Annotated in this window: 23 protein-coding genes; 14 read left to right on the top strand and 9 right to left on the bottom strand. The window is 71.6% G+C overall.

The window, feature by feature from the left end; genetic code table 11:
* The first annotated feature begins 22 nt into the window (after positions 1-22).
* Positions 23-964, top strand: a complete 942-nt coding sequence (locus ACLZOT_RS16550; RefSeq protein WP_416969668.1) for a carbohydrate ABC transporter permease — start codon at positions 23-25, stop codon at positions 962-964.
* Complete coding sequence (locus ACLZOT_RS16545) at positions 961-1773, top strand: carbohydrate ABC transporter permease (RefSeq protein WP_416969667.1); 813 nt, start codon at positions 961-963, stop codon at positions 1771-1773. The genes ACLZOT_RS16550 and ACLZOT_RS16545 overlap by 4 nt, the downstream gene beginning before the upstream one ends.
* Positions 1774-1783: 10 nt before the next feature.
* Here ACLZOT_RS16545 and ACLZOT_RS16540 read toward each other — a convergent pair whose 3' ends face one another.
* Genes ACLZOT_RS16540 through ACLZOT_RS16530 form a run of 3 tightly spaced genes read right to left on the bottom strand, consistent with a single transcriptional unit; the run spans position 1784 to position 4254 of the window.
* On the bottom strand, positions 1784-2518 hold the full coding sequence (locus ACLZOT_RS16540) for an alpha/beta hydrolase fold domain-containing protein (RefSeq protein WP_416969666.1): 735 nt from the start codon (positions 2516-2518) through the stop codon (positions 1784-1786).
* Positions 2508-3227, bottom strand: a complete 720-nt coding sequence (locus tag ACLZOT_RS16535) for an enoyl-CoA hydratase/isomerase family protein (protein WP_416969665.1) — start codon at positions 3225-3227, stop codon at positions 2508-2510. Before ACLZOT_RS16535 ends, ACLZOT_RS16540 begins: the two co-directional genes overlap by 11 nt.
* Positions 3228-3267: 40 nt before the next feature.
* On the bottom strand, positions 3268-4254 hold the full coding sequence (locus ACLZOT_RS16530) for a 2Fe-2S iron-sulfur cluster-binding protein (RefSeq protein WP_416969664.1): 987 nt from the start codon (positions 4252-4254) through the stop codon (positions 3268-3270).
* A gap of 67 nt (positions 4255-4321) precedes the next feature.
* Between ACLZOT_RS16530 and ACLZOT_RS16525 the strand changes: the two genes are divergently transcribed.
* From ACLZOT_RS16525 to ACLZOT_RS16495, 7 genes are read left to right on the top strand one after another with little or no spacing between them, the layout of a single operon-like run.
* The gene (locus ACLZOT_RS16525) at positions 4322-5884 is read left to right on the top strand and encodes an AMP-binding protein (protein WP_416969663.1); all 1563 of its coding nucleotides are present in this window, start codon (positions 4322-4324) and stop codon (positions 5882-5884) included.
* Positions 5885-5919: 35 nt separating this feature from the next.
* Entirely contained in the window at positions 5920-7098 is a 1179-nt protein-coding gene (locus ACLZOT_RS16520) for an amidohydrolase family protein (RefSeq protein ID WP_416969662.1), read from the top strand.
* Positions 7095-8528, top strand: coding sequence for a FadD3 family acyl-CoA ligase (locus tag ACLZOT_RS16515; protein ID WP_416969661.1), 1434 nt, complete (start codon positions 7095-7097; stop codon positions 8526-8528). The genes ACLZOT_RS16520 and ACLZOT_RS16515 overlap by 4 nt, the downstream gene beginning before the upstream one ends.
* A complete protein-coding gene (locus ACLZOT_RS16510) occupies positions 8525-10099 on the top strand; it encodes a methylmalonyl-CoA mutase family protein (RefSeq protein ID WP_416969660.1) in 1575 nt (524 codons plus the stop codon). The genes ACLZOT_RS16515 and ACLZOT_RS16510 overlap by 4 nt, the downstream gene beginning before the upstream one ends.
* Positions 10099-10497: a cobalamin B12-binding domain-containing protein gene (locus ACLZOT_RS16505; RefSeq protein WP_416969659.1), complete on the top strand. Its 399-nt coding sequence runs from the start codon at positions 10099-10101 to the stop codon at positions 10495-10497. The genes ACLZOT_RS16510 and ACLZOT_RS16505 overlap by 1 nt, the downstream gene beginning before the upstream one ends.
* 1 nt (position 10498) lies before the next feature.
* Positions 10499-11455: a TIGR03564 family F420-dependent LLM class oxidoreductase gene (locus ACLZOT_RS16500; protein WP_416969658.1), complete on the top strand. Its 957-nt coding sequence runs from the start codon at positions 10499-10501 to the stop codon at positions 11453-11455.
* Entirely contained in the window at positions 11452-12486 is a 1035-nt protein-coding gene (locus tag ACLZOT_RS16495) for a CaiB/BaiF CoA transferase family protein (RefSeq protein WP_416969657.1), read from the top strand. The genes ACLZOT_RS16500 and ACLZOT_RS16495 overlap by 4 nt, the downstream gene beginning before the upstream one ends.
* Here ACLZOT_RS16495 and ACLZOT_RS16490 read toward each other — a convergent pair.
* The 5 genes from ACLZOT_RS16490 to ACLZOT_RS16470 form a co-directional block, all read right to left on the bottom strand.
* Positions 12479-13114, bottom strand: coding sequence for a GNAT family N-acetyltransferase (locus ACLZOT_RS16490; RefSeq protein WP_416969656.1), 636 nt, complete (start codon positions 13112-13114; stop codon positions 12479-12481). The genes ACLZOT_RS16495 and ACLZOT_RS16490 overlap by 8 nt on opposite strands.
* A gap of 89 nt (positions 13115-13203) precedes the next feature.
* The gene (locus ACLZOT_RS16485; RefSeq protein ID WP_416969655.1) at positions 13204-15831 is read right to left on the bottom strand and encodes a caspase, EACC1-associated type; all 2628 of its coding nucleotides are present in this window, start codon (positions 15829-15831) and stop codon (positions 13204-13206) included.
* Positions 15832-15837: 6 nt separating this feature from the next.
* Positions 15838-16251, bottom strand: coding sequence for an effector-associated constant component EACC1 (locus ACLZOT_RS16480; protein ID WP_416969654.1), 414 nt, complete (start codon positions 16249-16251; stop codon positions 15838-15840).
* A gap of 84 nt (positions 16252-16335) precedes the next feature.
* The gene (locus ACLZOT_RS16475) at positions 16336-17181 is read right to left on the bottom strand and encodes a polysaccharide deacetylase family protein (protein WP_416969653.1); all 846 of its coding nucleotides are present in this window, start codon (positions 17179-17181) and stop codon (positions 16336-16338) included.
* Positions 17182-17268: 87 nt separating this feature from the next.
* On the bottom strand, positions 17269-18036 hold the full coding sequence (locus ACLZOT_RS16470; RefSeq protein ID WP_416969652.1) for an SDR family NAD(P)-dependent oxidoreductase: 768 nt from the start codon (positions 18034-18036) through the stop codon (positions 17269-17271).
* A gap of 46 nt (positions 18037-18082) precedes the next feature.
* Between ACLZOT_RS16470 and ACLZOT_RS16465 the strand changes: the two genes are divergently transcribed.
* The 3 genes from ACLZOT_RS16465 to ACLZOT_RS16455 all read left to right on the top strand — a co-directional run bounded on the left by ACLZOT_RS16465 (position 18083) and on the right by ACLZOT_RS16455 (position 21201).
* Positions 18083-18679 carry a TetR/AcrR family transcriptional regulator gene (locus ACLZOT_RS16465; RefSeq protein ID WP_416969651.1) on the top strand — a complete coding sequence of 199 codons (597 nt, stop codon included), beginning with the start codon at positions 18083-18085 and terminating at the stop codon, positions 18677-18679.
* Between the two features lie 55 nt (positions 18680-18734).
* Positions 18735-20060, top strand: a complete 1326-nt coding sequence (locus ACLZOT_RS16460; RefSeq protein WP_416969650.1) for an acyl-CoA dehydrogenase family protein — start codon at positions 18735-18737, stop codon at positions 20058-20060.
* A 73-nt stretch (positions 20061-20133) separates the two neighbouring features.
* A complete protein-coding gene (locus ACLZOT_RS16455; protein WP_416969649.1) occupies positions 20134-21201 on the top strand; it encodes a phosphotransferase family protein in 1068 nt (355 codons plus the stop codon).
* Between the two features lie 14 nt (positions 21202-21215).
* Here the strand turns inward: ACLZOT_RS16455 and ACLZOT_RS16450 are convergent, their stop codons facing one another.
* Complete coding sequence (locus tag ACLZOT_RS16450) at positions 21216-21983, bottom strand: SDR family oxidoreductase (RefSeq protein WP_416969648.1); 768 nt, start codon at positions 21981-21983, stop codon at positions 21216-21218.
* A 54-nt stretch (positions 21984-22037) separates the two neighbouring features.
* On the opposite strand from ACLZOT_RS16450, the gene ACLZOT_RS16445 reads away from it, so the two are divergent.
* Both ACLZOT_RS16445 and ACLZOT_RS16440 read left to right on the top strand, forming a co-directional pair.
* Complete coding sequence (locus ACLZOT_RS16445; RefSeq protein WP_416969647.1) at positions 22038-23492, top strand: class I adenylate-forming enzyme family protein; 1455 nt, start codon at positions 22038-22040, stop codon at positions 23490-23492.
* Positions 23493-23540: 48 nt separating this feature from the next.
* Positions 23541-24656 carry a thiolase family protein gene (locus ACLZOT_RS16440; RefSeq protein ID WP_416969646.1) on the top strand — a complete coding sequence of 372 codons (1116 nt, stop codon included), beginning with the start codon at positions 23541-23543 and terminating at the stop codon, positions 24654-24656.
* The last annotated feature ends 26 nt before the right edge of the window (positions 24657-24682 follow it).

The raw sequence follows: 24682 nt of genomic DNA, 5'->3' as shown, positions 1-24682 counted from the left end.
ACGGGTCGTCGCGGAGAGGGGTATGACGGAGGCGAGGGCCGGTGCCGGGAACGCGGGGCGAGCCGGGGCCGGTGCCGCCGGGCGTACCCACCGCTGGTGGTCCGCCCCCTGGCTCTTCCTCGCCCTCGGGCTCACCGTCACCGCCGTCTTCGTCCTCTTCCCCTTCCTCAACACCGTCGTCCTGTCCTTCACCGACGCGACGATGGTGCGCGGCGGTCAGTTCGTCGGCCTCGACAACTACCAGCGCCTGGGCGACGATCCGCGGTTCTGGACGGCGCTGCTCAACTCCAGCCTGTACGTCGTGTGCGTCGTCCCGTTCATGGTCGTGCTGCCCCTGCTGCTGGCGACCCTCGTCAGCGGGCCCGGCCGGTTCATCGGCGTGTTCCGCAGCGCGTTCTACACGCCGGTCGTCATGTCCGCCGTCGCCGTCGGCCTGATCTGGACCAACCTCCTCGACAGCCGGGGACTCGTCAACGAGGCGCTGTCGTGGCTGGAGTTGGTCTCGAAACCGGTGCCGTTCATCGCGGACCGGTGGCTGCTGCTGATCAGCGCGATGTTCGTGACCGTGTGGACCGGCGTCGGCTACTACATGGTCATCTACCTCGCCGCCCTCGCCCACATCCCGACGGCCCTGTACGACGCCGCGTCCGTCGACGGCGCCGGACCCGTACGGCGGTTCCTGTCGGTGACCGTGCCCGGGGTGCGGTCCACGATGGCGCTGGTCGGGGTGCTGTCGTCGGTGGCCGCGTTCCGGGTGTTCAGCGAGGTGTACGTGCTGTCCGGGAACACCGGGGGGACGGGCGGCAAGGACATCACGATGACGATGCTCATCCAGCGGGAGGGGACGGGGCTGTCGGCGGACACCGGGTACGCGACGGCGATCAGCGTCGTCATGTTCGTGATCACGCTCGCGCTGCTGATCGTTCAGCTGCGCATGCAGCGACGGGACGGGGACGCGGAGTGAACCGCTGGGTCCGGTACGCGCTGCTCGTGCTCGTCTTCGTCATCCTCGTCGGGCCGTTCCTGTGGCAACTCTCCCTGTCCTTCAAGGGCGCCGGGGACGACCTGTACACGCGCCCGCCCAGGCTCCTCCCCAGCGACCCGACGTTCGGCAACTACCAGGAGGTCGTACGCAGGGTCCCCGTACCGAGCTACCTCCTCAACTCCACGATCGTCGCGCTGATCTCGGTCGCCGGGAACGTCGCCGGGGCGACCTGCGCCGGCTTCGCGCTGGCGCGGCTGCGGTTCCGGGGGCGCGGGCTCGCGCTTGCCGTGTTCGTCGCCGCGCTGCTCGTGCCGGGGGAGACGGTCATCGTCGCGCAGTTCCTGCTGATGCGCTCGCTCGGCCTCAACGACACGCTGCTCGGCGTGGCCCTGCCGACAGCGGTCGCCGCCCTCAACGTCCTGCTCATGCGCAACGCCTTCCTCGCGCTGCCGGTCGCCCTGGAGGAGGCGGCCGTCATCGACGGGGCGAACGTGTGGAAACGGTTCGCGCTGATCTGTGTACCGCAGGTCAAGGGGGCGATGGCGGTCGTGGCGATCTTCGCGTTCGTCGGCTCCTGGAACGACTTCCTGTGGCCGCTGATCGTCCTCTCGGACCAGGACAAGTACACGCTGACCGTCGGCCTCAACGCGCTGCGGGGCACGTTCTTCGACAACCCCCGGGTGGTGGCGGCCGGCACGATCGTCGCCGTGGCACCGGTGCTGGTGTTCTTCTTCGGGCTCCAGCGGTTCTTCTTCCGGGGGGTCGAGGAGGGCGGGGTGAAGGGGTGAGGGGGCCGTCTCAGCCCCCCGCCGCCCCCACCTTCTCCGACCCGCACCACCCCCGCAGGAACTCCGCCGCCGCCTCCACCTGCCGCATCCCCTGAGCCGACGCGTCCTCATAGATCCGTACGTCCACGGCGACCCCCGAATGCGCGGCCCGCGTCGCGAAGGACAGGGTGTCGTCGAGGAGGACCTCCGTGCCCGCCGCGTGCAGCTGGACCGGCGGAAGCCCGTGCAGATTGCCGTGCAGGGGACTGAGCAGCGGGTCGGTGCGAGAGGCCGTCCCGACGTACGCGAGGGCGCGCAGCCGCAGCGTCTCCGCATCCACCGTCCGGTCGGCCGCCGCGTTGAACAGCAGACTCGGCGCGTCCAGCGTGAAGTCCAGCAGCGGCGAGGTCAGCACGGCACAGGTGGGCGGCGTGGCCCCCTCGTCGCGCAGCCTCAGCAGCAGGGACGCCGCCAGCGTCCCGCCGAGCCGCTTCCCGACGACCGCCACCGGCCCCCGCGCATGGCAGTGCTCCCACGCGGCGTACACATCGTCCACGGCCTGCGGGAACCGGGGCCGGTACCGCGCGCACACGACCGTGAACCCGGTACGCCGCGCCAGCTCCCGCGCGGTCGGCAGCGCGTCCTGCGGAGTGCCGCCGAGCCGGGGATCGCCGTGCAGACACAGCAGCGTATGCCCGGCGAGCGTCCCCTCGGGACGCACCTCGGGGCCGAACTCCCCGTCCGTCACGCGCACGTCACTTCCCACGGGACATCACCCTCTCCGCCGCTTCCCAGTGTTCCTCCGCCACCCACAGCTCCGCGAAGGCACCGGCGGCCTCCCGAGGCGTACGCCCTCCGGTCGTCAGCCGCTTGATCTCCCCCGCCTGCGGGTTGGCCAGCGAGAGCGCCAACTCCCGCCACCCGGCGGCGAATTCACCGCGCGGCAGCACGACGTCCACCAGCCCGAGCCGCTCCGCCTCCACCGCGCCCAGAATCCGCCCGGTCCCGGCGAGCAGCAACGCCCGCGCGGGCCCCACGAGTCGGGCGAGCCGCTCGGCGCCGCCCCACGCGGGGACGATCGCCAGCGTGGTCTGGTTGAACCCGATGCGTACGTCGTCGGCGGCGACCCGGATGTCGGCGGCGACGGCGACCTCCGCGCCGCCCCCGAACGCGTGCCCGTTCAACGCGGCCACAACGGGTCCCGGGAACAAGGCGATCCGCTCGCACAGCGCCCGCATCCGCAGCGCCATCCCGGCCGCCTCCTCCAGGGTCCTCAGCTTCGCCAGCTCCTTGAGGTCCCCGCCGGACACGAACGCCTTCTCCCCGGCGCCGGTCACCACCAGCGCGTGCGCGCCCTCGGCCGCGTCGAGCGCCTTCTCCAGTTCGCCCATGGTGGCGGGGTCGATGGCGTTGCGGGCGTGCGGGCGGTCGATGGTGACGACGGCCAGTCCGTCCTGGAGTTCCAGCTCAACCATGCGCGGCCTTCCGGTCGTTCGGCGGATGCTCCCAGGGATGTCAGTCCTCGTACTCCACGGTGACGTCGGAGGTGGTCGGTTCGGCCTGGCACGTCAGCACCCAGCCCTCCTCGACCTCGTCGGCGTCCAGCGCGTTGTTCACCCGCATCTTGACCTCCCCCGCCGTGAGCCGCGCCATGCACGTGGCGCAGTCCCCGGCCTCGCAGGAGAACGGCGGCATGAACCCGGCCCGCCGCGCACTCTGCAACAGCGTCTCGCCGGGCCGCCGGGGGACGCTGCGGCGCTCCCCGCGCAGGACGACGGTGACGGAACCGGTGTCGGGGGCGGCCGGAGCGGATACGGTGCTCGATGCCGTGGCGAACCGCTCCACGAAGATCCGCCCGGCCTCGACTCCCGCCGCCAGCAACACCTTCTCGACCAGCGTCATGAACGGCTCGGGCCCGCACAGGTAGTGATCGGCGCCGGGATCGGCCAGCCGGCGGACCTCGTCCTCGGTGACCAGCCCGTCCCGGTCGTCCAAGTGCCGCAGGACATCGAGCCGTTGGGGATGCCGTCCGGCCAGTTCGGCGAGGCCCGGCTCGAAGATCGAGGCCGCCCGGCTCTGATGCGCCGTCAGGATCCGCACCGGCCTCGCGGTTGTCGCCAGCGCGCTCTTCACCAGCGAGAACACCGGCGTGATCCCGCTCCCGCCCGCGTACGCGACCAACGGCCGCCCGGCGGACCCCTCGCGCAGGCAGAACGCCCCGGTGGGACGCGTCGCGTACAGCGTGTCGCCCGGCCTCAGCTCACGGTGCATCCACCCCGACACCAGCCCGCCCGGCACCCGCTTGACGGTCACGCACAGTTCGCCGTCGGTGTCGGGCGAGCTGGACATCGAGTAGCTGCGCAGTGTCCCGCACGCCTTGAACGTGAGGAACTGGCCTGCGCGGTAAGGGAAGTCGGCGTCGAGGGCGTATGTGCGCACATCCGGCGTCTCGTCGACGATCCGGGTGATCCGCACCGGATGGAAGCCGTGGTCGCGTGCCATGTATGGAACTTACCTTCTCATCATGGGAGAGTGCAATTCTCGTACACGGCCCTCGTGAGGAGCTGTCATGACGATGATTCCCCCGGACGCCCTGCGCACCGTCCCGCCCGAACTCGCCGCCCACTACGAGGCATCCGGCTGGTGGACCCGCGAAACCCTCGGCGACCTCCTGACCGAAGGGCTCGCCAAGGCGCCGGGCGTAGAGTTCCGCGTCCACTCCGAACTCCGCCCCTGGCAGGGCACGTTCGCCGAGGCCGAGACCCTCGCCCGCCGCCTCGCGGCCGGCCTGGAGGAGCGCGGCGTGGGCCAAGGCGACGCCATCGCCATGCAGTTGCCCAACTGGGTGGAGGCGGCGGCCGTGTTCTGGGCCGCCGCCTTCCTCGGCGCGGTCGTCGTCCCCATCGTCCACTTCTACGGCCCCAAAGAGGTCGGCTACATCCTGCGCGCCACCCGCCCGAAGGCGTACTTCGCCCCCGAGCGCTTCGGACACCTGGAGTTCGATCCGCACCTCGTACGGGACGTCCCCGTGGTCGGCGTCGTCGGCCGCGACTTCGACGAACTCCTCGCCGACGAGCCCCTGTCGGGCACCCGGCCCGTCGACCCCGCCGCCCCGGCCCTGATCGCCTTCACCTCCGGCACGACCCGCGACCCCAAGGGCGTCGTCCACAGCCACCGCACCCTCGGCTACGAGACCCGCCAGCTCGCCGAGAGCTACCCGCCCGACCGGGGACGGCAGTTCACCGTCGCCCCGGTCGGCCACTTCATCGGCATGGTGAACGCCTTCCTGATCCCCGTCCTCGACGGCACCCCCGTCCATCTCGGCGACACCTGGAACCCGGCCCAGGCGCTCGCCCTGATGCGGGCCGAGGGCCTCACGGTCGGCGGCGGCGCGACGTACTACATGACGAGCCTCCTGGACCATCCCGACTGCACCCCCGCCCACATCGCCCACCTCAAGTACGCGGGCCTGGGCGGCGCTTCGGTCTCCTCGGCCGTCACGACCCGCCTGGAGTCCCTGGGCATCACGGTCTTCCGAGCGTACGGCTCCACCGAGCACCCCTCGGTCACCTGCACCCCGTACGACGGCCCGGCGGCCAAGCGCCTGCACACGGACGGACTCCCGCTGCCCGGCGTCGAGCTGAGGCTCGCGGCGGACGGCGAGATCCTCACCCGGGGCCCCGACCTGTGCCTCGGCTACACCGATCCGGCCCTGACCCGGGCCGCGTTCACCCCGGACGGCTGGTACCGCACCGGAGATCTGGGGGAGTTGGACCCCGACGGTTGGCTCGCCATCACCGGCCGCAAGGCGGACGTCATCATCCGGGGCGGCGAGAACATCAGTGCCCTGGAGGTCGAGGAGGTCCTCCTCGCGCTGGACGGCGTGGCCGAGGCGGCGGTCGTCGCGGCGCCCGACGTACGCCTCGGGGAACGCGCGGCGGCCGTGCTGCGGATGCGCGCCGGCTGGTCCGCGCCGGGCCTCGCGGAAGTGCGGCTGCACTTCGAACGGGCGGGGCTGGCGCGGCAGAAGTGGCCCGAGGAGATCCATGCCCTCGACGAGTTCCCGCGTACCGCGAGCGGCAAGGTGAAGAAGTTCGTCCTGCGTGAGCGCATTGCGGCCGGCACCTTGTGAGAATACGATTCTCCCAATCGGTGAAGGAGGATCTCATGCCCTCGCGTTCGCTCGCCTATCCGCTCTTCGACGCGGACAACCACCTCTACGAGACCCAGGAAGCGCTCACCCGCTACCTGCCCAAGGAGTACGACGGGGCCATCGAGTACGTCACCGTCCGGGGCCGCACGAAGATCGCGATCCGGGGCCAGATCAGCGAGTACATCCCGAACCCCACCTTCGACGTCGTGGCCCGCCCCGGCGCGATGGAGGAGTACTTCAAGGTCGGCAACCCGACCGGCAAGACCCGCCGGGAGATCTTCGGCGAACCCATGCGCGCGATCCCCGCCTTCCGCGAACCGGCCCCGCGCCTGGCCCTGATGGACGAGCTGGGCATCCAACGCAGCCTGATGTTCCCCACGTTGGCGAGCCTCATCGAGGAACGCATGAAGGACGACCCGGAGTTGATCCACGCGGTCATCCACGCCCTGAACCAGTGGCTCCACGAGACCTGGGGCTTCTCCTACCAGGGCCGCATCTTCACCGTCCCCGTCATCACGCTCCCCGTCGTCGACAAGGCGATAGCCGAGCTGAACTGGGTCGTCGAGCGCGGCGCCCGCGCGATCCTCATCCGGCCCGCGCCCGTCCCCGGCCACGGCGGCACCCGCTCCTTCGCGCTGCCCGAGTTCGACCCCTTCTGGAAGCGCGTCGTGGAGACCGGCGTCCTCGTCGCCTTCCACTCCTCGGACTCCGGGTACGCGAACTACGCGAACGACTGGGAGGGCAACCGGCGCGAGTTCCTGCCGTTCAAGCCCAACGCGTTCCGGCAGGTCAACGAGTGGCGGCCGATCGAGGACGCGGTCAGCTCGCTGATCTGCCACGGCGCGCTCTCCCGCTTCCCCGAGCTGAAGGTCGCCGTCATCGAGAACGGCGCCTCCTGGGTCGAACCGGTCCTCGCCCGCCTCGCCGACGTCCACAAGAAGATGCCGCACGAGTTCCAGGAGGACCCCGTCCAGGTCTTCCGCCGCAACATCCACATCAGCCCCTTCTGGGAGGAGGACATGGCCGCCCTCGGCGACCTCATCGGCATCGAGCGCGTCCTGTTCGGCTCCGACTACCCCCACCCCGAGGGCCTCGCCGACCCCGTCACCTACGTCGACCACCTCGTGAAACTCTCCGAGGAGGACAAGGCGAAGATCATGGGCGGCAACCTGGCCCGGCTGATCGACGCATGACCACCGCCCGCAGCATCCCCGAACTGGTCCGGCTCGCCGCCGACGCGTACGGCGACGCCGAGGCCGTCGTCGACGGCGAGCTGCGCCTCACCTTCACCGCCCTCGCCGACCAAGTCGCCCGTACGGCAGGGGCGTTCGCCTCGGCGGGCGTACGGACCGGCGACCGGGTCGCGCTGTGGGCGCCCAACTCCGCCGAGTGGATCGTCGCCGCCCTCGGCATCCTCGCCGCCGGCGCGGCCGTCGTCCCCGTCAACACCCGCTTCCGCGACGAGGAGGCCCACGACATCGTCGTACGCAGCGGCGCGCGGCTGCTGCTCGTCCAGAACGGCTTCCTGGAACGGGAGTTCACCGGGCCGCCCGGGGTGCGGGTGATCGACCTCAGGAAGGACGACTTCCTCGCCTCCGGTCCACCGCTCGAACTCCCGGTCGACGGCGGAGACTTGGCCGACATCATCTTCACCTCGGGGACGACCGGGCGGCCCAAGGGCGTCATGACGACCCACGCGCAGATCCTGAGGCTGTACACGGAGTGGTGCGACCTCGCTCAACTGCGCACCGGGGACCGGTACTTGATGGTCAACCCGTTCTTCCACATCTTCGGCCTGCACGCGGGCATCGTCGCCTCCCTCGTGAGGGGCGCGACCATGCTGCCGGTCGCCGTGTTCGACGTGGCTCGGGTCCTGGAACTGGTCGAACGCGAGAAGGTGACGGTCCTGCCCGGGCCGCCCACCCTCTACCACTCCCTCCTGGAGGCAGGCCGCACACGGGAGTTGGGCTCGCTGCGGGTCGCGGTGACCGGCTCGGCGGACATCCCCGTCGAACTCGTCCGCCGCATCACCACCGAACTCCCCTTCACCCACCTCATGACCGGCTACGGCCTCACCGAGGCCGGCACCGTCACCGCCTCCCGCCCCGGCGACTCCTACGAGGCGATCGCCACCACCGTCGGCCGCCCCTGCGCGGGCGTCGAGGTGCGCATCGCCGACGACGGCGAAGTCCTGGTGCGCGGCTACTCCGTCACGAGCGGCTACCTCGACGACCCGAAGGCCACCGCCGACGCCATCGACCCCCAAGGCTGGCTCCACACCGGCGACTTGGGCGAGCTGGACGCCGAAGGGCGCCTGAAGATCGTCGGCCGCAAGAAGGACATGTTCGTCGTCGGCGGCTTCAACGCCTACCCCGCCGAGATCGAGGGCTACCTGCTGCGCCACCCCGCCGTCGCCCAGGTCGCCGTCGTCGGCGTCCCCGACGCCCGCATGGGCGAGGTCGGCAAGGCGTACGTCGTCCCGCGCGCCGAGGTCACCGAGGCCGCGCTGATCGCCTGGGCGAAGGAGCGCATGGCGGGCTTCAAAGTCCCCCGGTACATCGAGTTCCGTACCGAACTGCCGCTCACCGCCACCGGAAAGGTGCTGAAGGACCAGCTGCGATGACCGATCCCACGACCGCCTCCGGTATCCCCCTCAAGGCCGTCTACGGCCCCGCCGACCGGCCCCTCGAACCCCCCGACCCGGGCAACTTCCCCTTCACACGCGGCAATTACCCCACCGGCTACCGGGGCCGCACCTGGACCCTGCGCCAGTACTCCGGCTTCGGCACCCCCGAGGAGTCCAACCGCCGCTACCGCTACCTCCTCGACCAGGGCGGCACCGGCCTGTCCGTCGCCCTCGACCTGCCCACCCAGTGCGGCTACGACTCCGACGACCCCGAGTACACCGACGAGGTCGGCCGCGTCGGCGTCGCCGTCGACACCCTCGCCGACGCGGAGATCCTCTTCGACACGATCCCCCTCGACCGGATCAGCACCAGCTTCACCATCAACGGCACCGCCGCGATCCTCCTCGCGTTCTACGTCGCCGCCGCCGAGAAACGCGGCATCCCGCGCGCGAAACTCACCGGGACCATCCAGAACGACATCCTCAAGGAGTACGCGTCCAGGGGGACTTGGATCTGGCCGCCCGAACCCTCCCTGCGGCTCATCGCCGACACCATCGAGTTCTGCGCCGCCGAGGTGCCCCGCTTCAACGCGATCTCCGTCGCCGGGGCGCACTTCCGCGACGCGGGCGCAACCGCCGTACAGGAGATGGCGTTCACCCTCGCCGACGGCGTCACCTACTGCGAAACCGTCCTGGAACGCGGGCGCATGACGATCGATCAGTTCGCACCGCAGATCTCCTTCTTCTTCTACACCCACGGAGAGTTCTTCGAGGAGATCGCCAAATACCGGGCCGGGCGCCGCCGTTGGGCGACCATCGTGCGCGACCGGTTCGGGGCCACGACCGACAAGGCGTGCATGTTCCGCTTCGGGTGCGTCGCCGGCGGGGCCTCGCTGTACGCGCCGCAGGCCCGCAACAACACCGTACGCGTCGCCTACGAGGCGCTCGCGTCCGTCCTCGGCGGGGTGCAGTCCATGTTCACGGCCGCCTGGGACGAGCCCTTCGCGCTGCCCAGCGAGGAGTCCGCGACGCTCGCGCTGCGCACCCAGCAGATCCTGGCCCACGAGACCGGGGTCACCAAAGTCGCCGATCCGCTGGGGGGTTCGTACTTCGTGGAGGCCCTCACCGACGCCACCGAGGAACGCGTCGAGCAGATCATGGCCGACCTGGAGGCGCACGGCGGGATGGTGCGGTGCATCGAGGACGGCTACCTCCAGACCCTCATCGCCGACGAGTCCTGGCGGCTCCACCAGGCCGTCACCTCCGGGGAGCGGACCGTCGTCGGCGTCAACAAGTTCACCGTCGAGGAACCGCCGCCCGACCTCGCGACCTACGAACTCGACGCCGACGGCCGTGAACGCCAGCTGAAGCGGCTCGCGCAGGTCAAGGCCGACCGCAGCAGCGCCGAAGTACGGGCGCGGCTCACGGAGTTGAAGCAGGCCGCCTTGAGTGACGTCAATCTGATGGGGCCGCTGATCGACTGCGCCAACGCGTACTGCACGGTCGGGGAGATGGCCGGGGCGCTGCGCGAGGTGTGGGGCGAGTTCCGGCAGCCGGTGGTGTTCTGATGAGCCGTGTACGCGTACTTGTCGCCAAACCCGGCCTTGACGGGCACGACCGGGGTGCCAAGCTCGTCGCGCGCGGCCTGCGCGACGCCGGGTTCGAGGTCGTGTTCACCGGCATCCGGCACCGCGTCGACGACATCGCCGCCACCGCCGTACAGGAGGACGTCGCCCTCGTCGGGCTGTCCATCCTCTCCGGGGCCCATCTTGCCCTCACCCGGCGGACGTTGGCGGCCCTGCGCGCCGCCGGGGGCGAGGACATCCCGGTCGTCGTCGGGGGGACCATCCCCGCCGGGGACGTCGACCTGCTGCGGGAGGCCGGGGCCGTCGGGGTGTATCCGACCGGGACCTCGCTGGAGGACATCGTGGCGGACATACGCGCCCTCACCACAGGACAGGAGTGACATGCGAGTCGGAGTGATGAGCGGCCCCGAGCGCGGGGACGCCGCGTACAAGGCGCAGCGGATGGTCGAGGACGCGCGGTGGGCGGAGGAGGCCGGGTTCGACACCGTGTGGGTGCCGCAGGTGCCGACCGACTTCGACGCGCTCACCGCCATCTCCCTGATGGGGCAAGGCACTTCGCGTATCGAGCTGGGGACGGCGGTCGTGCCCGTGCACGCCCAGCACCCCGTCGCGCTGGCCCGGCAGGCGATGTCCGCGCAGGCGGCGGCCGGCGGGAGACTCGCGCTCGGTGTCGGGGCCTCGCACCACTGGATCGTGCGGGACATGCTGGGGATCCCGTACGAGAAACCCGCCGCCTACACCCGGTCCTACCTCGAAGTCCTCAACGCCGGGCTCGCCGGGGGGAGTTCGGTCGACGTCGAGAACGCGCACTTCCGGGTGCACAACCCGCTCAGCATCGCGCCCGTCGCCGGACTGCCGGTGCTGATGGCCGCTCTGGGGCCCGTGATGCTGCGGATTGCGGGGGAGTCGACCGACGGGACCATCCTCTGGATGGCCGACGAGCGGGCGGTCGGCGAGCATGTCGTCCCCACCATCACCAAGTCCGCCGAAGCCGCGGGCCGTTCGGCGCCCCGCGTCGTCGCCGGGATCCCCGTCTGCCTCTGCGCGCCCCACGAGGTCGACGCCGCCCGCGAACGCGCCAACCGCATCCTCGGCGAGGCCGAGGTCTCCCCCAACTACCAGCGCCTGCTGGAGTACGGCGACGCCCGCGACGTCGGCGACCTCTGCGCCGCCGGCGACGAGGAGGCCATCGCGGCACGCTTCCGCCGGTTCGCCGACGCGGGCGTCACCGACCTCTCCGTACGGCTCCTGCCGATCGGGCACGGCCGGGAGGAACTGGTCGCCTCCAAACTCCGTACACGGGACGCGGTCGCGGCCATCGCGGCGGGCCTGCGATGAGCGGGCCCCTGGCCGGGCTGCGCATCCTCGAAGTCGGCCACATCCTCGCCGGGCCGTACGCGACCATGCTCCTCGCCGACCTCGGCGCCGAGGTCACCAAGCTGGAACCGCCCGGCGGTGACCTCTCCCGGCAGGTCTCCGCCGCCTACTTCGCCAGCCTCAACCGGGGCAAGCGGTCGGTGCGCGTGGACCTCGCGAGCGACGAAGGACAGGCCCGGCTCCACGAACTCGTGCGCGGCGCCGACGCGTTGCTGGTGAACCTGAAGCCGTCCGCCGTACGCCGGTACGGGCTGACGTACGAGGCGCTGAAAGCCTGGAACGAACGGCTCGTCTGTGTCGCCCTCACGGGGTGGGGCATGGACGCGGGCGACGATCCCGCGTTCGACTACGTCGTCCAGGCGGCCACCGGCATCGCGTCCCTGACCGGCGATCCGAACGGCCCGCCTCAACTTCCCGGTTACTCCTCGGCGGACAACTCGGCCGGTCTGACAGCGGCGTTGGGACTCTTGGCGCAGGTGGTCTCAGGGAAGGGCGGCCAAGTAGAGGTCTCCCTACGGGATGTGATGCTCAGTCAGCTCAACTACCACGCCTCCGCCTGGCTGAACGAGGGCAGACCGCCCCGCCGTCTCGGCGGAGCCCACGCCTACTACGTCCCGGCCCAGCTCTTCCCCACAGCCGACGGCCACCTTTCCCTCTTCATCACCCACGACGGCTTCTGGCACACCTTCGCGACCGAGGCGGGCATCGAGGGCTACGCGACGATGGCCGAACGTGCCGAAAAACGCGACGAGTTGATCGCGGTGGTCACGAAGGCCCTGGCCACTGACACGGCCACCTCCTGGGAATCCCGCCTCCGCCCCCTCAGGGTCCCCGCCCGCGCCGTACGCACCGTCCCGGAGGCCCTGGCGGGCGCGGCGGACGCGGTGATAGAGGCGGGGCCTTACCGGTTGGTCGGCAGCCCTATCCGCATGGCGGGCCACGAACCGGCGTACGGCCCCCCGCCCCGCCTGGGCGAACACGGGGCTATGTAGAGGGCCCGCTCGCATTCGGTTCCCGCACGGCGCCGGTCAACGGTGCCATGACACGCCATCCCGCCGTCTCGTACAGGGCCCGCCCCTCCGGCGTCGCGCCCAACACGCCGACAGCGGCGCCCTGTTGGACCGCAGCCGTGGCCAGCGAACCCATCACCAGGCGCCCCAGCCCGCGTCGCTGATGCTCCGGGGCGGTCTCCACCTGGTCGACGACGGCGGTCGAACCGGTGACGGCGATCTGCCCCCGCGCCGCGAAGGCGCCGTCTGCGGTCCGCACCAGGGCGTGGACCACCCCCGCACGGCTCCACGTACGCAGCCGATAGCCCGCGGGAACCCCCGTACGCGAGGCCCGCAGCGCGGCGGACATCAGAAATCCAGGCCCACCCGCCAGGGACCAGCCGGGCGCCAGCCAAGGAGCGAGCACCTCCGGCTCCACGAACGCCTTCAACCACACGCCCGGCGCGCTGGTGTTCTCCGTGATCTTCCGGACGGTCGTCTCGTCGGCGGTGGTGAGGACGTGGCGCATGACGTGCGTCGAGAGCCCGACATCGATGGTGAAACCCCAAGGGGAAGGCTCCGGTTCGGCGGCGCCGCGCGAGACGACCCAGCCGGCTACCCACGCTTCCACGGCATCGACCGTGTTCCTGAAAGACAAAGCCCCTCCCGAAGTAAGTGGTGCAAGCGTAATACACCTCTTACGTCAGGGCTCCGGGGTTCTCAGGACGGGGAAGGGGAGACCCACGTGGACCAGTTGAGCCGCCAGACCTGGACCGTGTTGTTCTGGGAGGCCGTTGTGAGGGTGGTGCTGTCCGGGCTGAAGTCGGCTGTCTGGATTCTGGCGGTTGAGGTGGGGGCGGGGAGGGTGCGGGTGATGAGGGGGCGGGTGTAGTCGACGACGTCGACCGTGCCGGTGTCGGAGACGAGGGCGAGGCGTTCTCCGGAGGGGCCGAACCGCGCTGTGGTGATGCCGGTGAAGAGCTGCTCGCGGGCGCGGTTGGAGATCCGCCAGAGCTCGACCGTGTTCCTGGCGTCCATGAGCGCGAGGAGTTTGCCGTCGCCGCTGAAACCGAGGGGGCGGGCCGTGGAGAGCGCGGCGAGGCGCTTCCCGGTGGTGATGTCCCACAGGCTCGCCTTGTGGTCGGCGGTGAACTCGCTGCTGGTGGCGAGCGTCCTGCCGTCCGGGCTCAGGGCGATCACGTACCCCGTGGCGAGCGTGGCGGTGACCTTGCCGGTCGTCACGTTCCAGATCTTCACCGTGCCGGGATCGCCCGCCGCGCCCGCCGCGAGCGTCTTGCCGTCCGGGGTGAAGAGCATGCTCTGGACGCCGTTGTCGAAACCGGTGAGGGTGGTGACGAGCTTGCCCGTGGCCGTGTTCCACAGGCGGATCGGGTTGCCGTAGTCCTGGTTGGCGGCGAGACCGGCGGCTGTCGCGAGGAGGTCGCCGCGGGGACTGAACGCCATCATGACGCTGCCCGGGGCTCCGGTGAGGATGTCGATCGTGCCGTTCGTGGCCAGGTTCCGCACCTGGACCGTCGCCTTGGCGGCGCTGTCCCTGTCGACCGTGGCCAGGAGACCCCCGGCCGGGCTGAACAGCGGGTACCCCTGATGGGGAAGCGTCGTGACGGTCCCCGCGTCCGCCGCGCGCAACAGCTGTACGCCCGTGTCGCCGGTCGCCGCGATCAGCGTGCCGTCCGGGCTGAACACGGCCGAGGAGCCCGCGTCGGTGACGGACGCGCGCAGGGTCGGGCCGGCCACCTGGAAGGAACCGGCCGAATCCTTGTCGCCGCCCTTCTCCCCCAGATACGCCAGAGTCACGGGAACGGCCACGCCCACGGCCAGCACCACGGCGGCGACGAGGACCTTGACGCGGGTGGAGAGGGCGGGTCTGCGGGGCGGACGGGGGAGCGAGGGCGTGGCGGCGGCGCGGGAGCGGGGCGAGGGAGGGGCGGTGGGCCGGGGAGGGACGGGGGTGGTGCGGGGGAACTGGGCGGGGACGGAGGCCGGGGTCTCGGCGGGGGCGGCGGCCGGGGGCCGAGGCGCTTCCGATGCCGACGGCGTTTCCGGCCCGGGAGGAGCTTGCGGAACCGGCAGGGCTTCCGCAGCCGTGGGCCGATGCGTCCGAGGAGCCGGCGCCTGCGGCACGTCCGGTTCCCGGAGCCGGGGTGTGTCCCGAGGCGGTGCCGGTGGTGTGTCCGGCTGCGCGGGCCGGGGCGCTTCCGGAGCCGGGGCAGGTGCCGTGTCCGGTTCCCGGAGCCGAGGTACATCGGGTGTCGGCACCGAAGCCGAGGCCGGTTGTTCCGGGGCCGAGGCCGGGGCCGGGGATGGCGTCGGCGGCGGCACCGACGAGGGCACCGGGGATGGCGCCGACGGGGGCACCGGCGATGGCGCCGACGGCGGAGCCGGTCGCGGCGTCAGCGACGCCAGCCGCATCACCGCCGCCCCCGACACCTGCTTGCTGTCATCGTCCACCAACCGCCGCACCTCCTCCAGCGCAGCCGCCCGCACCACCGCGTTCCCGATCCGGTGCAGATGCGTGAGCCCCTCCAGCGCCCCCAGCCGGTCGCCGACCATCGGACTCGCGAGGGCGTTGCGCAGATGCCGGGGAAGGCTCCAGTTGACGTTGTGCGCGATGACGATCCGGCCCTCGACGTCGTCCTGCTTCTTGGGCCGCTGCTGAGGCATCGCCTCGACGACCCGGTCGTGGACGTACCCGTACAGCTCGTCGAGGGTGATGTCGCCGTCGCCGTCGAGATCGGCGCTGCCGTCGCGCAGCCCTTCCACGAGGTAGCGGGTGAACACCGACTGCGCGGCCTGCCCCTGCGCGCGCTCGCCGTCGAAGGAGTACTGCGTGGAGTCGGAGGCGGTGAGGACCGTACGCCCGCGCCCCTGGAACCGCTCCAGCGCGTGCACCTCGGTGTCGCCCTTGGTGCGCGCGGGGAACGCGCCGCTGTAGCAGCAGTCGAGGATCAGCACCATCCGCCGGGACGCGCAGCCCTCCATCGCCTGGTCGATCTGCTCGGCGGACAGGGCGGTGAACAGCAGGCTGTCGTGCCGGGTGTCGGTGGTGGCGAGGTAGAGCCGGCCGTGGTCGTCCTTGAGGCCGTGCCCGGTGAAGTACAGCAGCGTGAGGTCGTCGCGGCGCCGGTCGCGGTACAGCTCGCTGATCGCCGAACCGACGCGGTGGTACGGCTCGTTGACGAGCGTGGTGACCTCGAACCCGGCGATGTCCGGGTCCCGCAGCACCTCGGCGAGCGCCTCCGCGTCGTGCGCGGGCGAGGCCAACTGCCGCAGCGTGGCGTCCTCGTGGTCGTACGTCGCGACGAGCAGCGCGAGCCGGCGCCCCACGCCCCCTCACCGCCCCGAGCCGGAGTGCCGGCGGACGAACGCCTCGACCAGCGCCCGGCGTTCGGCGTCGGTCGCGGCCTCCAGCTCGATCGTGTCGCCGTCGACGGTGACCGTCACCCGGTGCCGGGCGGCGGAGCGGTTCAGCCAGTCCTGCACGGTGCCGATGAGCGAGGTGAACACCCCGCCGGGCGCGCTGAGCGCCACGACGATCGCGCCGAGCGTCACCGCGTCCGCGCCCTTGGCGCCCTCGGGAGGGGCGGCGCCGGGCGCGAACCGGACCGACTCGACGTCCAGTTCGTCGAGTTCGGCCCGCAGCCGGCGCAACAGCCGTTCGGCGGCCTCCGGTTCGAGTTCGGGGTCGGGCGCGACGTCCAGCCGTACGTCCCGCACTCGCCCCGTGGCCGAAGCGCTCTCCCACATGACGCCCCCGATCGTTCCGCCCACTTCAGTGTGGTCGCCCGCCGGGCTTCTGGGGAGTCTCCGGGGAAACTTCGGGCAAGGGTGCTAGAGGTAGTCCTCCAGCCGCGCCACCGTGAACCCCTGCTCCTCGATGTGCCGCAGCATGTTCACCGTCATCTGCGTGATCGTCCGCCCCTTCAGCTCGGACGGCCCCCGGAAGTGGGCGAGGATGATGTCGCCGGGCCGCAGCTTCTTGCCGGGGAGCTGGTACTGCATGTTCTTGATCTGCATGGACTCGCGCCACAGGACGATCGCCTGGAGCCCGCAGGACGCGGCGGCGCTGCGGGTGGCCTCGTTCCAGTTGCCGTAGGGCGGGCGGAAGAGGCGGGGCGCGGTGCCGTAGTGGGCCTTGAGCCTGGCCTGCTGCCCGCAGATCTCCTCCTTCTGCGCGGCGGCGCCGAGCGTGGGGAGGTTGGGGTGGGACAGGGTGTGGTTCTCGACGGGGTTGCCGAGGGCCTGGAGCTTCGTGAAGTAGCCGTAGTCCGAGCGGATCGCCGCGTCCGTGAGGAACATCGTGATGGGGAGCTTCAACTCCCGCATCATGGTGATGAATTGGGGATCCTGCTCGGTCCCGTCGTCGAAGGTCAGGAAGACGACCTTCTCCTTGGTGGGTATCTCGCTGATCACCGGTATCGTGCCGCCCGTCTTGAGCGCGACCGGCTTCACGGCGGGCGGCTCCGGCGCCTCGGCCAGCGGCTTCAGCCCCCACTTGCGGTACGCGGCCTCGACGGCGGCGCGGGGGTTCGCGGAGGGCGCGGCGCTGGACCCGGACGGCGACGCCGACGGCCGCGACACCGCTGAGGACTCGGTCGTACACCCTGTCGCCAGGCTCGCGACGAGGAGCGCCGCCGCCGCTCCCTTGACCCGCCAATGCATCTGCTGTGCTCCCATGTGATCCGTACGCCGACCCCGTTCACCTGTTGGGATGTCGAACAGGCGTCCATGGTTCCGTGATCACACGATCGCACAAGCCGTTGACTAGGGCATTCCCCCGTCCACCCGCAGCGTCGCCCCGGTCGTGTACGACGCCGCGTCCGACAGCAGGTACAGCGCCGCCCCGACGACCTCGCGCGGCTCCCCGATCCGCTGGAGCGCGTGCGGCCGCACCCCCTCGGCGAGCCGCGCCGGATCGTCCTGCCACCCCCGCGTGGCCCAGGTCGCGAACGGCCCGCACATGAGCGTGTTGACCCGTACCTTTGGCCCGAGCGCATGGGCGAGCCCGACGGTCATGCTGTTGAGCGCGGCCTTCGCGGCGGCGTACGGCACGATCGCGGGCCTCGGCCGGATCGACCCGGTCGAGCTGACGTTGACGATCACCCCGCCCCCGGCCGCACGCATCCGCGCCCCCGCCAGCACGGACAGCCGGAACGGCCCCTTGAGGTTCAGGTTCAGGACGGAGTCGAACATCTTCTCCGATACGGCGGTGAGGTCGCCGTACACCGGACTCATGCCGGCGTTGTTGATCACCGCGTCGAGCCGCCCGAACCGTTCGTAGACGGCGTCCACCAGCCCCGGAATCTCGTCCCACCGCCCGAGGTGGACGGCGTGGGGGAGCGCCGCGCGCCCGGTCCCGGCCTCGATCTCCCGCGCCACCGCCGCGCAGGCGTCGTACGTCCGGCTGGCGATCACGACGTCGGCCCCGCAGCGGGCGACGCCGAAGGCCATCGCCCGCCCGAGCCCTCTGCTGCCGCCGGTGACGAGGACGGTCCGGCCGGTGAGGTCGAAGAGGTTGTCCGCGTATCCCATCCCGCCTCCTGGAGCGTTCTCCCGAGTGAGAGTAAGGTTCTCAAGTATGCAGAATAGCATTCTGAACCCGGTGGACCGGAGGAGCGCCGAGGCGCTCATGGATGCCGGGCTCGCGCTGATGGTGGAGGGCCGGCCCCGGGTGGCCGACATCGTCGCCGCCGCGGGTTCGTCCAACGACGCCTTCTACCGGTGCTTCGGCAGCAAGGACGCCCTGGTCGAGGCCATCGTGGAGCGCGGCGCGCGGGCGGTCGTCGAACAGGTCCGCCGCTGCGTCGCACGCGCTGCGGACGACGGCCCCGAGGCCCAGCTCAGAGCCGGGCTCGGCGCGCTGGTCAGGCAGGCGTCGGACGCCGGACAGGCGAGGCGGATCAGGGCGGTTCTGGCGAACGGGCACGGCGGCCAGGCCACCGTGGTCTGCCTCGTCGACGCCCTCGCCGCGCTCCTCGCCCAGCCCGCAGCCGAGTTGGGCGCCGCCGACCCGCTGCGCACCGCGCGCACGGTCGCCGGATCGGTCGTATCCGCCCTCCAGTACTGGCTGTTCACCGAGGAGGTCCCGGGCCCGGCCGAGGTCGAGCACCTGGTCGGCTTCCTGCTCGCCGGGGTGCGGGCGCCGAGGGTTCGCGCGGCCAGGGCTCCGCTCTAGTGGTGAGAATGTCATTCTGCTAGCGTCAGAACACCATTCTGATGGAGGGTGCGTCATGTGGGACTTCAGTACCGACGCCGAGTTCCAGGAGAAGCTGGACTGGGCCGCCGGGTTCGTCCGCGAGGAGATCGAGCCGCTCGACGTGCTCTTCCCGGGCAACGCCGACCCCTACGACCGTGACAGCGAGGTCTTCCGCGAAGTCGTCCGCCCGCTCCAGCGCGAGGTGCGCGCGCGGGGCCTGTGGGCCGCGCACCTGCCGCCCTCGCTCGGCGGCATGGGCATGGGACAGGTCAAGCTCGGGCTCCTCAACGAGATACTGGGCCGCTCCAGTTGGGCCCCGATGGCCTTCGGCACACAGGCCCCGGACTCGGGGAACGCGGAGATCCTCGCGCACTACGCGACCGAGGAACAGCGCAAGGAGTACCTGGAGCCGCTGCTCGACGGGCGGATCGTGTCGACGTTCGCGATGACCGAGCCGACCGGGGGAGCGGACCCGGGCGGGTTCACGTGCCGGGCCGTACGGGACGGCGGGGAGTGGGTGATCGACGGCGAGAAGTGGTTCGCCTCGAACTACCCGCTGGCCGCGTTCGTCATCGCGATGGTGATCACCGACCCCGACGTCCCCGTCCACCAGGGCGCCTCGATGATCCTGGTCCCGGCCGGGACACCCGGCATGGAGATGGTGCGCGGCACCGGCATGGGCGGCGAACCCCTCGGCGAGGGCGTCCACGCCTACCTGCGCTTCACCGGCTGCCGCGTCCCCGCCGAGAACCTCCTCGGCGAACCCGGCAGCGGCTTCCTCATCGCCCAGACCCGCCTGGGCGGAGGCCGGCTGCACCACGCGATGCGCTCGGTCGGCCAGTGCAAAAAGGCGCTGGAGATGATGACGGAACGGATCGCGTCCCGCCGTACACGCGGCGGCCCCCTCGACGGCCAGCAGGCGGTACGCCACCAACTCGCCGACACCTGGATCCAGATCGAACAGTTCCGCCTCCAAGTCCTGCACGCCGCCTGGCAGATGGACCGCGCGGCCCGCACCGGCGACCGAACCCACGCCCGCGAGGCCCGGCTGCACGTCTCCGGCGTCAAGGTCGCCACCCCGAAGACCCTCGTGGACGTCGCCTACCGCGCCCTGCACGTCCACGGCGCGCTCGGCGTCTCCAACGAACTCCCCCTGGTCAAGATGTGGCTCTCCGGCCCCACCCTGGGCGTCGCCGACGGCCCCACCGAGGCCCACCAGGACGTCGTCGCCCGGCTGTTGCTCAAACAGGCGACCCCGGCGGACGACCCGTACTTCGGCTCGGCGCACCTGCCGACACGGCTGGCGGCGGCACGCGCGAAGTACGCGGACCGGCTGCCGGAGACGGCGGTGACCTGGTGAACGGCCCCGGCGCGAGCGGCTCCAGCGCGAGCCTCGACAGCACGGCACGCGTACCGACGGAAGGCGGGACCCGGTGACCGATCTCGAACACCCAACCCCGGCACAGGAGTCGAGCCCCGACCTCGCCCGCCTCAACGCCTGGCCCGGCCTCGCCGGCCTCCCCGGCACCGGACACGTCACCTCTCTGGACCCCCTCAAGGGCGGCGCCCAGAACCAACTCCACACCCTCGTACGGGAGGACGGCACCGAACTCGTCCTGCGCCGCCCCGGCCGCCACCTCGCAGCGGGCGCCTCCGACGCCTTCCGCCGGGAAGGAGCCGTCCTCGCGGCCCTCGCCGCCACCGACGTCCCCCACCCCCGCCTGTACGCCAGCGTCCAGGACCCGGAGATCCTCGGCGCCCCCTTCTCGGTCCTGGAGAAGATCGACGGCTTCATGCCGAGGGGGCAACTCCCCGGCGCCTACGCCGAGAACCCCGACTGGCGCCGCACGGTCGCCTTCGCGTTCATCGACGGCGCGGCGAAACTCGCGCAGGTCGACCCGTACGCCCACGGCCTCGGTGAACTCGGCCGTCCGGAGGGCTGGTTGGCCCGCCAGACCCCCAAGTACCTGAAGGTGCTGCACGGTTACCGCGACACCCCCGGCTACCGCGAGACCGAGTCACCGGAGGTCGACACGGTCGCCGACTGGCTCACCGCGCACACCCCGCAGAGCGGGACGACGGGCATCGTGCACGGCGATCTCCAGTTCGCCAACGTCATGTTCGCCCACGACGCGCCCCGCCTCGCGGCGATCGTCGACTGGGAGATGGCCTCCCTCGGCGACCCCCTCCTCGACCTCGCCTGGATCCTCACGGCGTGGCGCGAGAAGGGCGATCCGCCCGGCAGCGACCCCCAGTTCCAGCCCTGGGACGGCATGCCCGGACGCGCCGAACTCGTCGCCCACTACGGTGACTTGACCGGCAGGGACGTGTCCGGCTTCCGCTGGTACCAGGTCCTCGCCTGCTTCCGCCTCGCCGCCCTCCTGGAGGGCAGCCACGCCCGCGCGCTCGCCGGGAAGCAGAACAGCAGGATGGGCGAGGCGATGCACGCGTACGCGGGCTGGCTGTGGGCGAAGGCCCGCCAGGAGATCGACGGCGCCTGAGAGGGGGGCCGGCCTCACTTGGGCGGGAACCTCAACCCCCCGTCCAGACGCACCACTTCACCATTCAGATAGTCGTTCTCGCACAGATGCTGGACCAGCGCCGCATACTCCGACGGCCGCCCCATCCGCCGAGGGTGGGGCACCTGAGGCCCCCAGTACGCCTCCAGCTGGTCCGCCGCCTTCCCGTACGCGGGCGTCAGCACGGTCCCCGGCGCCACCGACACCACCCGCACCCCGAGCGGCGACAGGTCACGCGCGGCGACGAGGGTCATCGCACTGACCCCACCCTTGGCGGCGGCGTACGGGAGTTGGCCGATCTGCCCCTCGTACGCGGCGATGGACGAGGTCATGACGACGACACCGCGCCCTCCGTCGTCGCCGTACGGCTCGGTGCGGGCGATCGTGGCGGCGGCCAGCCGCAGGACGTTGAAGACGCCGGTCAGATACACGTCGACGGTCGTGCGGAACCCGGCGAGGTCCATCGGTGACCCGTCCCTGCCGACCAGCCGGCCGCCGCTGGCGCGACCGCCGTGGCAGTCGACGGCGATCCTCAACTCGCCCAGGGAAGACGCCTCTTCGACGGCGGCGCCGACCGAGTCCGCGTCGGTCGCGTCGGTCCGGACGTACCGCACCCCCAACTCCGACTCCAGCTCCTTGCCCTTCGCGTCGGCGAGGTCCGCGACGACGATGCGCGCGCCCGCCGCGTGCAGCCGCCGTACCGTCGCCTCGCCCAGTCCGCCCGCGCCGCCCACGACCAGCGCCGCGACACCCTCGATCTGCACAGAAGTTCCCCTCTCTTGCGAGTGAGGCTCTGAGTGTATGAGAATGGCATTCTCATGAACATAGCCGTGATCCTGGAAATGGCCGCCTCGGCGGGGGACCGGCCGGCGGTCACCGAGGGCGGACGGACCCTCTCGGCCGCCGGCCTCCGGCGCCTCGCCCACCACGCGGCAGCCCGCTTCCGTGACCGCCCGGCGGTCCTCTACCTAGGCCGCAGCCACCTCGCCTACCCGGTCGCCCTGTTCGGCGCCGCCCTCGCCGGAGTCCCGTTCGTCCCGCTCAACTACCGCCTCTCCGAGCACCAGTTGGCCGAACTGATCGACCGGCATCCGGGCGCCCTGCTCCTCACCGAGGACGACCTCGACACCCTCCTCGACCCGGCCGGCGACCCCGGGCTCCGCCCCGTCCCCGACGACCGCGACGCCACCGCCGTCACCCTCTACACCAGCGGCACCACCGCCGCCCCCAAGGCCGCCCTCCTGCGCCACCGCCACCTCCTCGCCTACGTCTTCAACACCCAGGAGTTCGGCTCGGCGGACCCGGCGGACGCCTCGCTCGTCGCGCTCCCGCCCTACCACGTCGCCGGGTTGATGAACCTCCTCACCAACCTGTACGCGGGGCGCCGCATCGTCTACCTGCCCGACTTCGACGCCGAGGGCTGGCTCGCGATGGTCAAACGCGAGGGCGTCACGCACGCCATGGTCGTCCCGACGATGCTCGCCCGCCTGACCGCCGACGACACGCCCGCCGACGTACCGACCCTGCGCAGCCTCGCCTACGGCGGCGCCCGCTGTCCGCGCCCGGTCCTGGAGCGGGCCCTGCGGCGCTTTTCCGGCGCCGGGTTCGTCGGCGCGTACGGGCTCACCGAGACCTCGTCGTCCCTGTGCGTGCTCGGACCGGACGACCACCGCAGAGCGCTCACTGATGAAGACCCCTCGGTCCGGGCCCGGTTGGGGTCCGTCGGTCAGCCGCTGCCCGGCGTCGAGGTCCAGATCCGCGACGAGGGCGGCGTACCCCTCGAATCCGGCGCGAGCGGGCTCGTGTTCGTGCGCGGGGAGCAGATCTCCGGTGAGTACGAGGGGGCGGGCGGCCTCGACGCCGAGGGCTGGTTCGCGACGCGGGACCGGGGGCGGCTCGACGCGGACGGGTACCTGTTCGTCGAGGGGCGCGCGGACGACACGATCATCCGGGGCGGCGAGAACATCGCGCCCGCCGAGATCGAGGACGTCCTGCTGCGCCACCCCGGCATCGAGGAGGCCGCCGTCCTCGGGCTGCCCGACCCCGAGTGGGGGCAGCGGCTCGTCGCCGTGCTCGTCGGCGCCGGGGACCCCGAGGAGATCCGCGCCTTCGCCCGACAGCGGCTGCGCTCCGCCAAGACCCCCGACGCGGTCGTCTTCCGCCCCGAACTCCCGCGCACGGCGACGGGGAAGATCCTGCGCCGCACCCTCGTCGCCGAACTGGCCGACGTCCAGGAGGAGTCCGGCCTCCAAGGTGAGTCCGCCGATGCCTGAAGCCGACCTCCAGCCGACCTTCAGCCGACCTCCAGAAGGAGCACGCCGATGCCCGAAGCCGTCATCGTCAACGCCCTGCGCACCCCGATCGGCACCGCCTTCAAGGGCACTCTCAAAGGGACAACGGCCCACGAACTCGCGGACGTTGTCGTCTCCGCCGCCGCCCAGGGCCTGGACCCCGCCCTCGTGGACGACGTGATCCTCGCCGAGACCCACTACGGCGGCGGCGTCATCGCCCGCCACGCCGCGCTCACCGCCGGACTCCCGCACGTCCCCGGACTCGCCCTCAACCGGCACTGCGCCGGCGGCCTGACCGCCGTCCAGACCGCCGCCGCCTCCATCAGGGCCGGCATGGACCGTCTGATCCTCGCCGGAGGCGTCAACTCCACCTCCACGGCGCCCAAGTTGACGTTCCAGGGCGAACCCTGGGTGCCGCCCACCCACCCGGACCGCCCCGACGCCCCCAACCTCGACATGGCGATCACCGTCGGCTGGAACACCGCCGTCCAGGAAGGCATCAGCCGCGAGGAGATGGACAGTTGGGCGCTGCGCTCGCACCGCAACGCCGTACGGGCCCTGGACGAGGGGCGGTTCAAGGAGGAGACCGTCCCCGTCGGTGACTTCGCCGCCGACGAGCACCCGCGCCGGGACACCAGCGCCGAACGGCTCGCCGCGCTGAGGGTGCTGCACCCCGAGATCGAGGGGTTCTCCATCACGGCCGGGAACGCGTCCGGGGCGAACGACGGGGCGGCCGTCCTGGCCGTCGCGGACGCCGGGCTCGGACTGCCCGCGCTCGCGACGGTCCGCGCCTGGGCCTCGGTCGGCGTCGACCCCGCCGAGACCGGGATCGCCTCGGTGCTCGCGATCCCCAAGGCGCTGGAGCGGGCCGGGCTCACCGTCTCCGACGTCGACCTCTTCGAGATCAACGAGGCGTACGCGTGCGTACCGGTCGCCGTGATCCGCCGTCTCGGCCTCGACCCCGAGACGGTCAACGTGAACGGCAGCGGCTGCTCGCTGGGGCACCCGATCTCCGCGTCCGGGGCGCGGATGCTGGTGACGCTCGTGCACGAACTGCGGCGCCGGGGCGGAGGGTTCGGCGTCGCGTCGATGTGCGCGGGCGGGGGGATGGGGTCGGCGGTGGTCGTGGAGGTGCCGGCACCGTGACCGCGTGAACGCCGCGTTCGAGGAGG

Source organism: Streptomyces sp. 4F14, from assembly GCF_048159485.1.
Classification (GTDB): Bacteria; Actinomycetota; Actinomycetes; order Streptomycetales; family Streptomycetaceae; genus Streptomyces.
The sequence above is the reverse complement of the archived record's forward strand: the minus strand, read 5'-3'. Positions and strand labels throughout refer to the sequence as shown.

Excerpts from the sequence above, each read along its gene's own strand:
- ACLZOT_RS16550 (WP_416969668.1), top strand. The coding sequence starts at position 23 with ATGACGGAGGCGAGGGCCGGTGCCGGGAACGCGGGGCGAGCCGGGGCC.
- ACLZOT_RS16535 (WP_416969665.1), bottom strand. The coding sequence starts at position 3,227 with ATGGTTGAGCTGGAACTCCAGGACGGACTGGCCGTCGTCACCATCGAC.
- ACLZOT_RS16530 (WP_416969664.1), bottom strand. The coding sequence starts at position 4,254 with ATGGCACGCGACCACGGCTTCCATCCGGTGCGGATCACCCGGATCGTC.
- ACLZOT_RS16525 (WP_416969663.1), top strand. The coding sequence starts at position 4,322 with ATGACGATGATTCCCCCGGACGCCCTGCGCACCGTCCCGCCCGAACTC.
- ACLZOT_RS16520 (WP_416969662.1), top strand. The coding sequence starts at position 5,920 with ATGCCCTCGCGTTCGCTCGCCTATCCGCTCTTCGACGCGGACAACCAC.
- ACLZOT_RS16515 (WP_416969661.1), top strand. The coding sequence starts at position 7,095 with ATGACCACCGCCCGCAGCATCCCCGAACTGGTCCGGCTCGCCGCCGAC.
- ACLZOT_RS16510 (WP_416969660.1), top strand. The coding sequence starts at position 8,525 with ATGACCGATCCCACGACCGCCTCCGGTATCCCCCTCAAGGCCGTCTAC.
- ACLZOT_RS16505 (WP_416969659.1), top strand. The coding sequence starts at position 10,099 with ATGAGCCGTGTACGCGTACTTGTCGCCAAACCCGGCCTTGACGGGCAC.
- ACLZOT_RS16500 (WP_416969658.1), top strand. The coding sequence starts at position 10,499 with ATGCGAGTCGGAGTGATGAGCGGCCCCGAGCGCGGGGACGCCGCGTAC.
- ACLZOT_RS16495 (WP_416969657.1), top strand. The coding sequence starts at position 11,452 with ATGAGCGGGCCCCTGGCCGGGCTGCGCATCCTCGAAGTCGGCCACATC.
- ACLZOT_RS16480 (WP_416969654.1), bottom strand. The coding sequence starts at position 16,251 with ATGTGGGAGAGCGCTTCGGCCACGGGGCGAGTGCGGGACGTACGGCTG.
- ACLZOT_RS16475 (WP_416969653.1), bottom strand. The coding sequence starts at position 17,181 with ATGGGAGCACAGCAGATGCATTGGCGGGTCAAGGGAGCGGCGGCGGCG.
- ACLZOT_RS16470 (WP_416969652.1), bottom strand. The coding sequence starts at position 18,036 with ATGGGATACGCGGACAACCTCTTCGACCTCACCGGCCGGACCGTCCTC.
- ACLZOT_RS16465 (WP_416969651.1), top strand. The coding sequence starts at position 18,083 with ATGCAGAATAGCATTCTGAACCCGGTGGACCGGAGGAGCGCCGAGGCG.
- ACLZOT_RS16460 (WP_416969650.1), top strand. The coding sequence starts at position 18,735 with ATGTGGGACTTCAGTACCGACGCCGAGTTCCAGGAGAAGCTGGACTGG.
- ACLZOT_RS16445 (WP_416969647.1), top strand. The coding sequence starts at position 22,038 with ATGAACATAGCCGTGATCCTGGAAATGGCCGCCTCGGCGGGGGACCGG.
- ACLZOT_RS16440 (WP_416969646.1), top strand. The coding sequence starts at position 23,541 with ATGCCCGAAGCCGTCATCGTCAACGCCCTGCGCACCCCGATCGGCACC.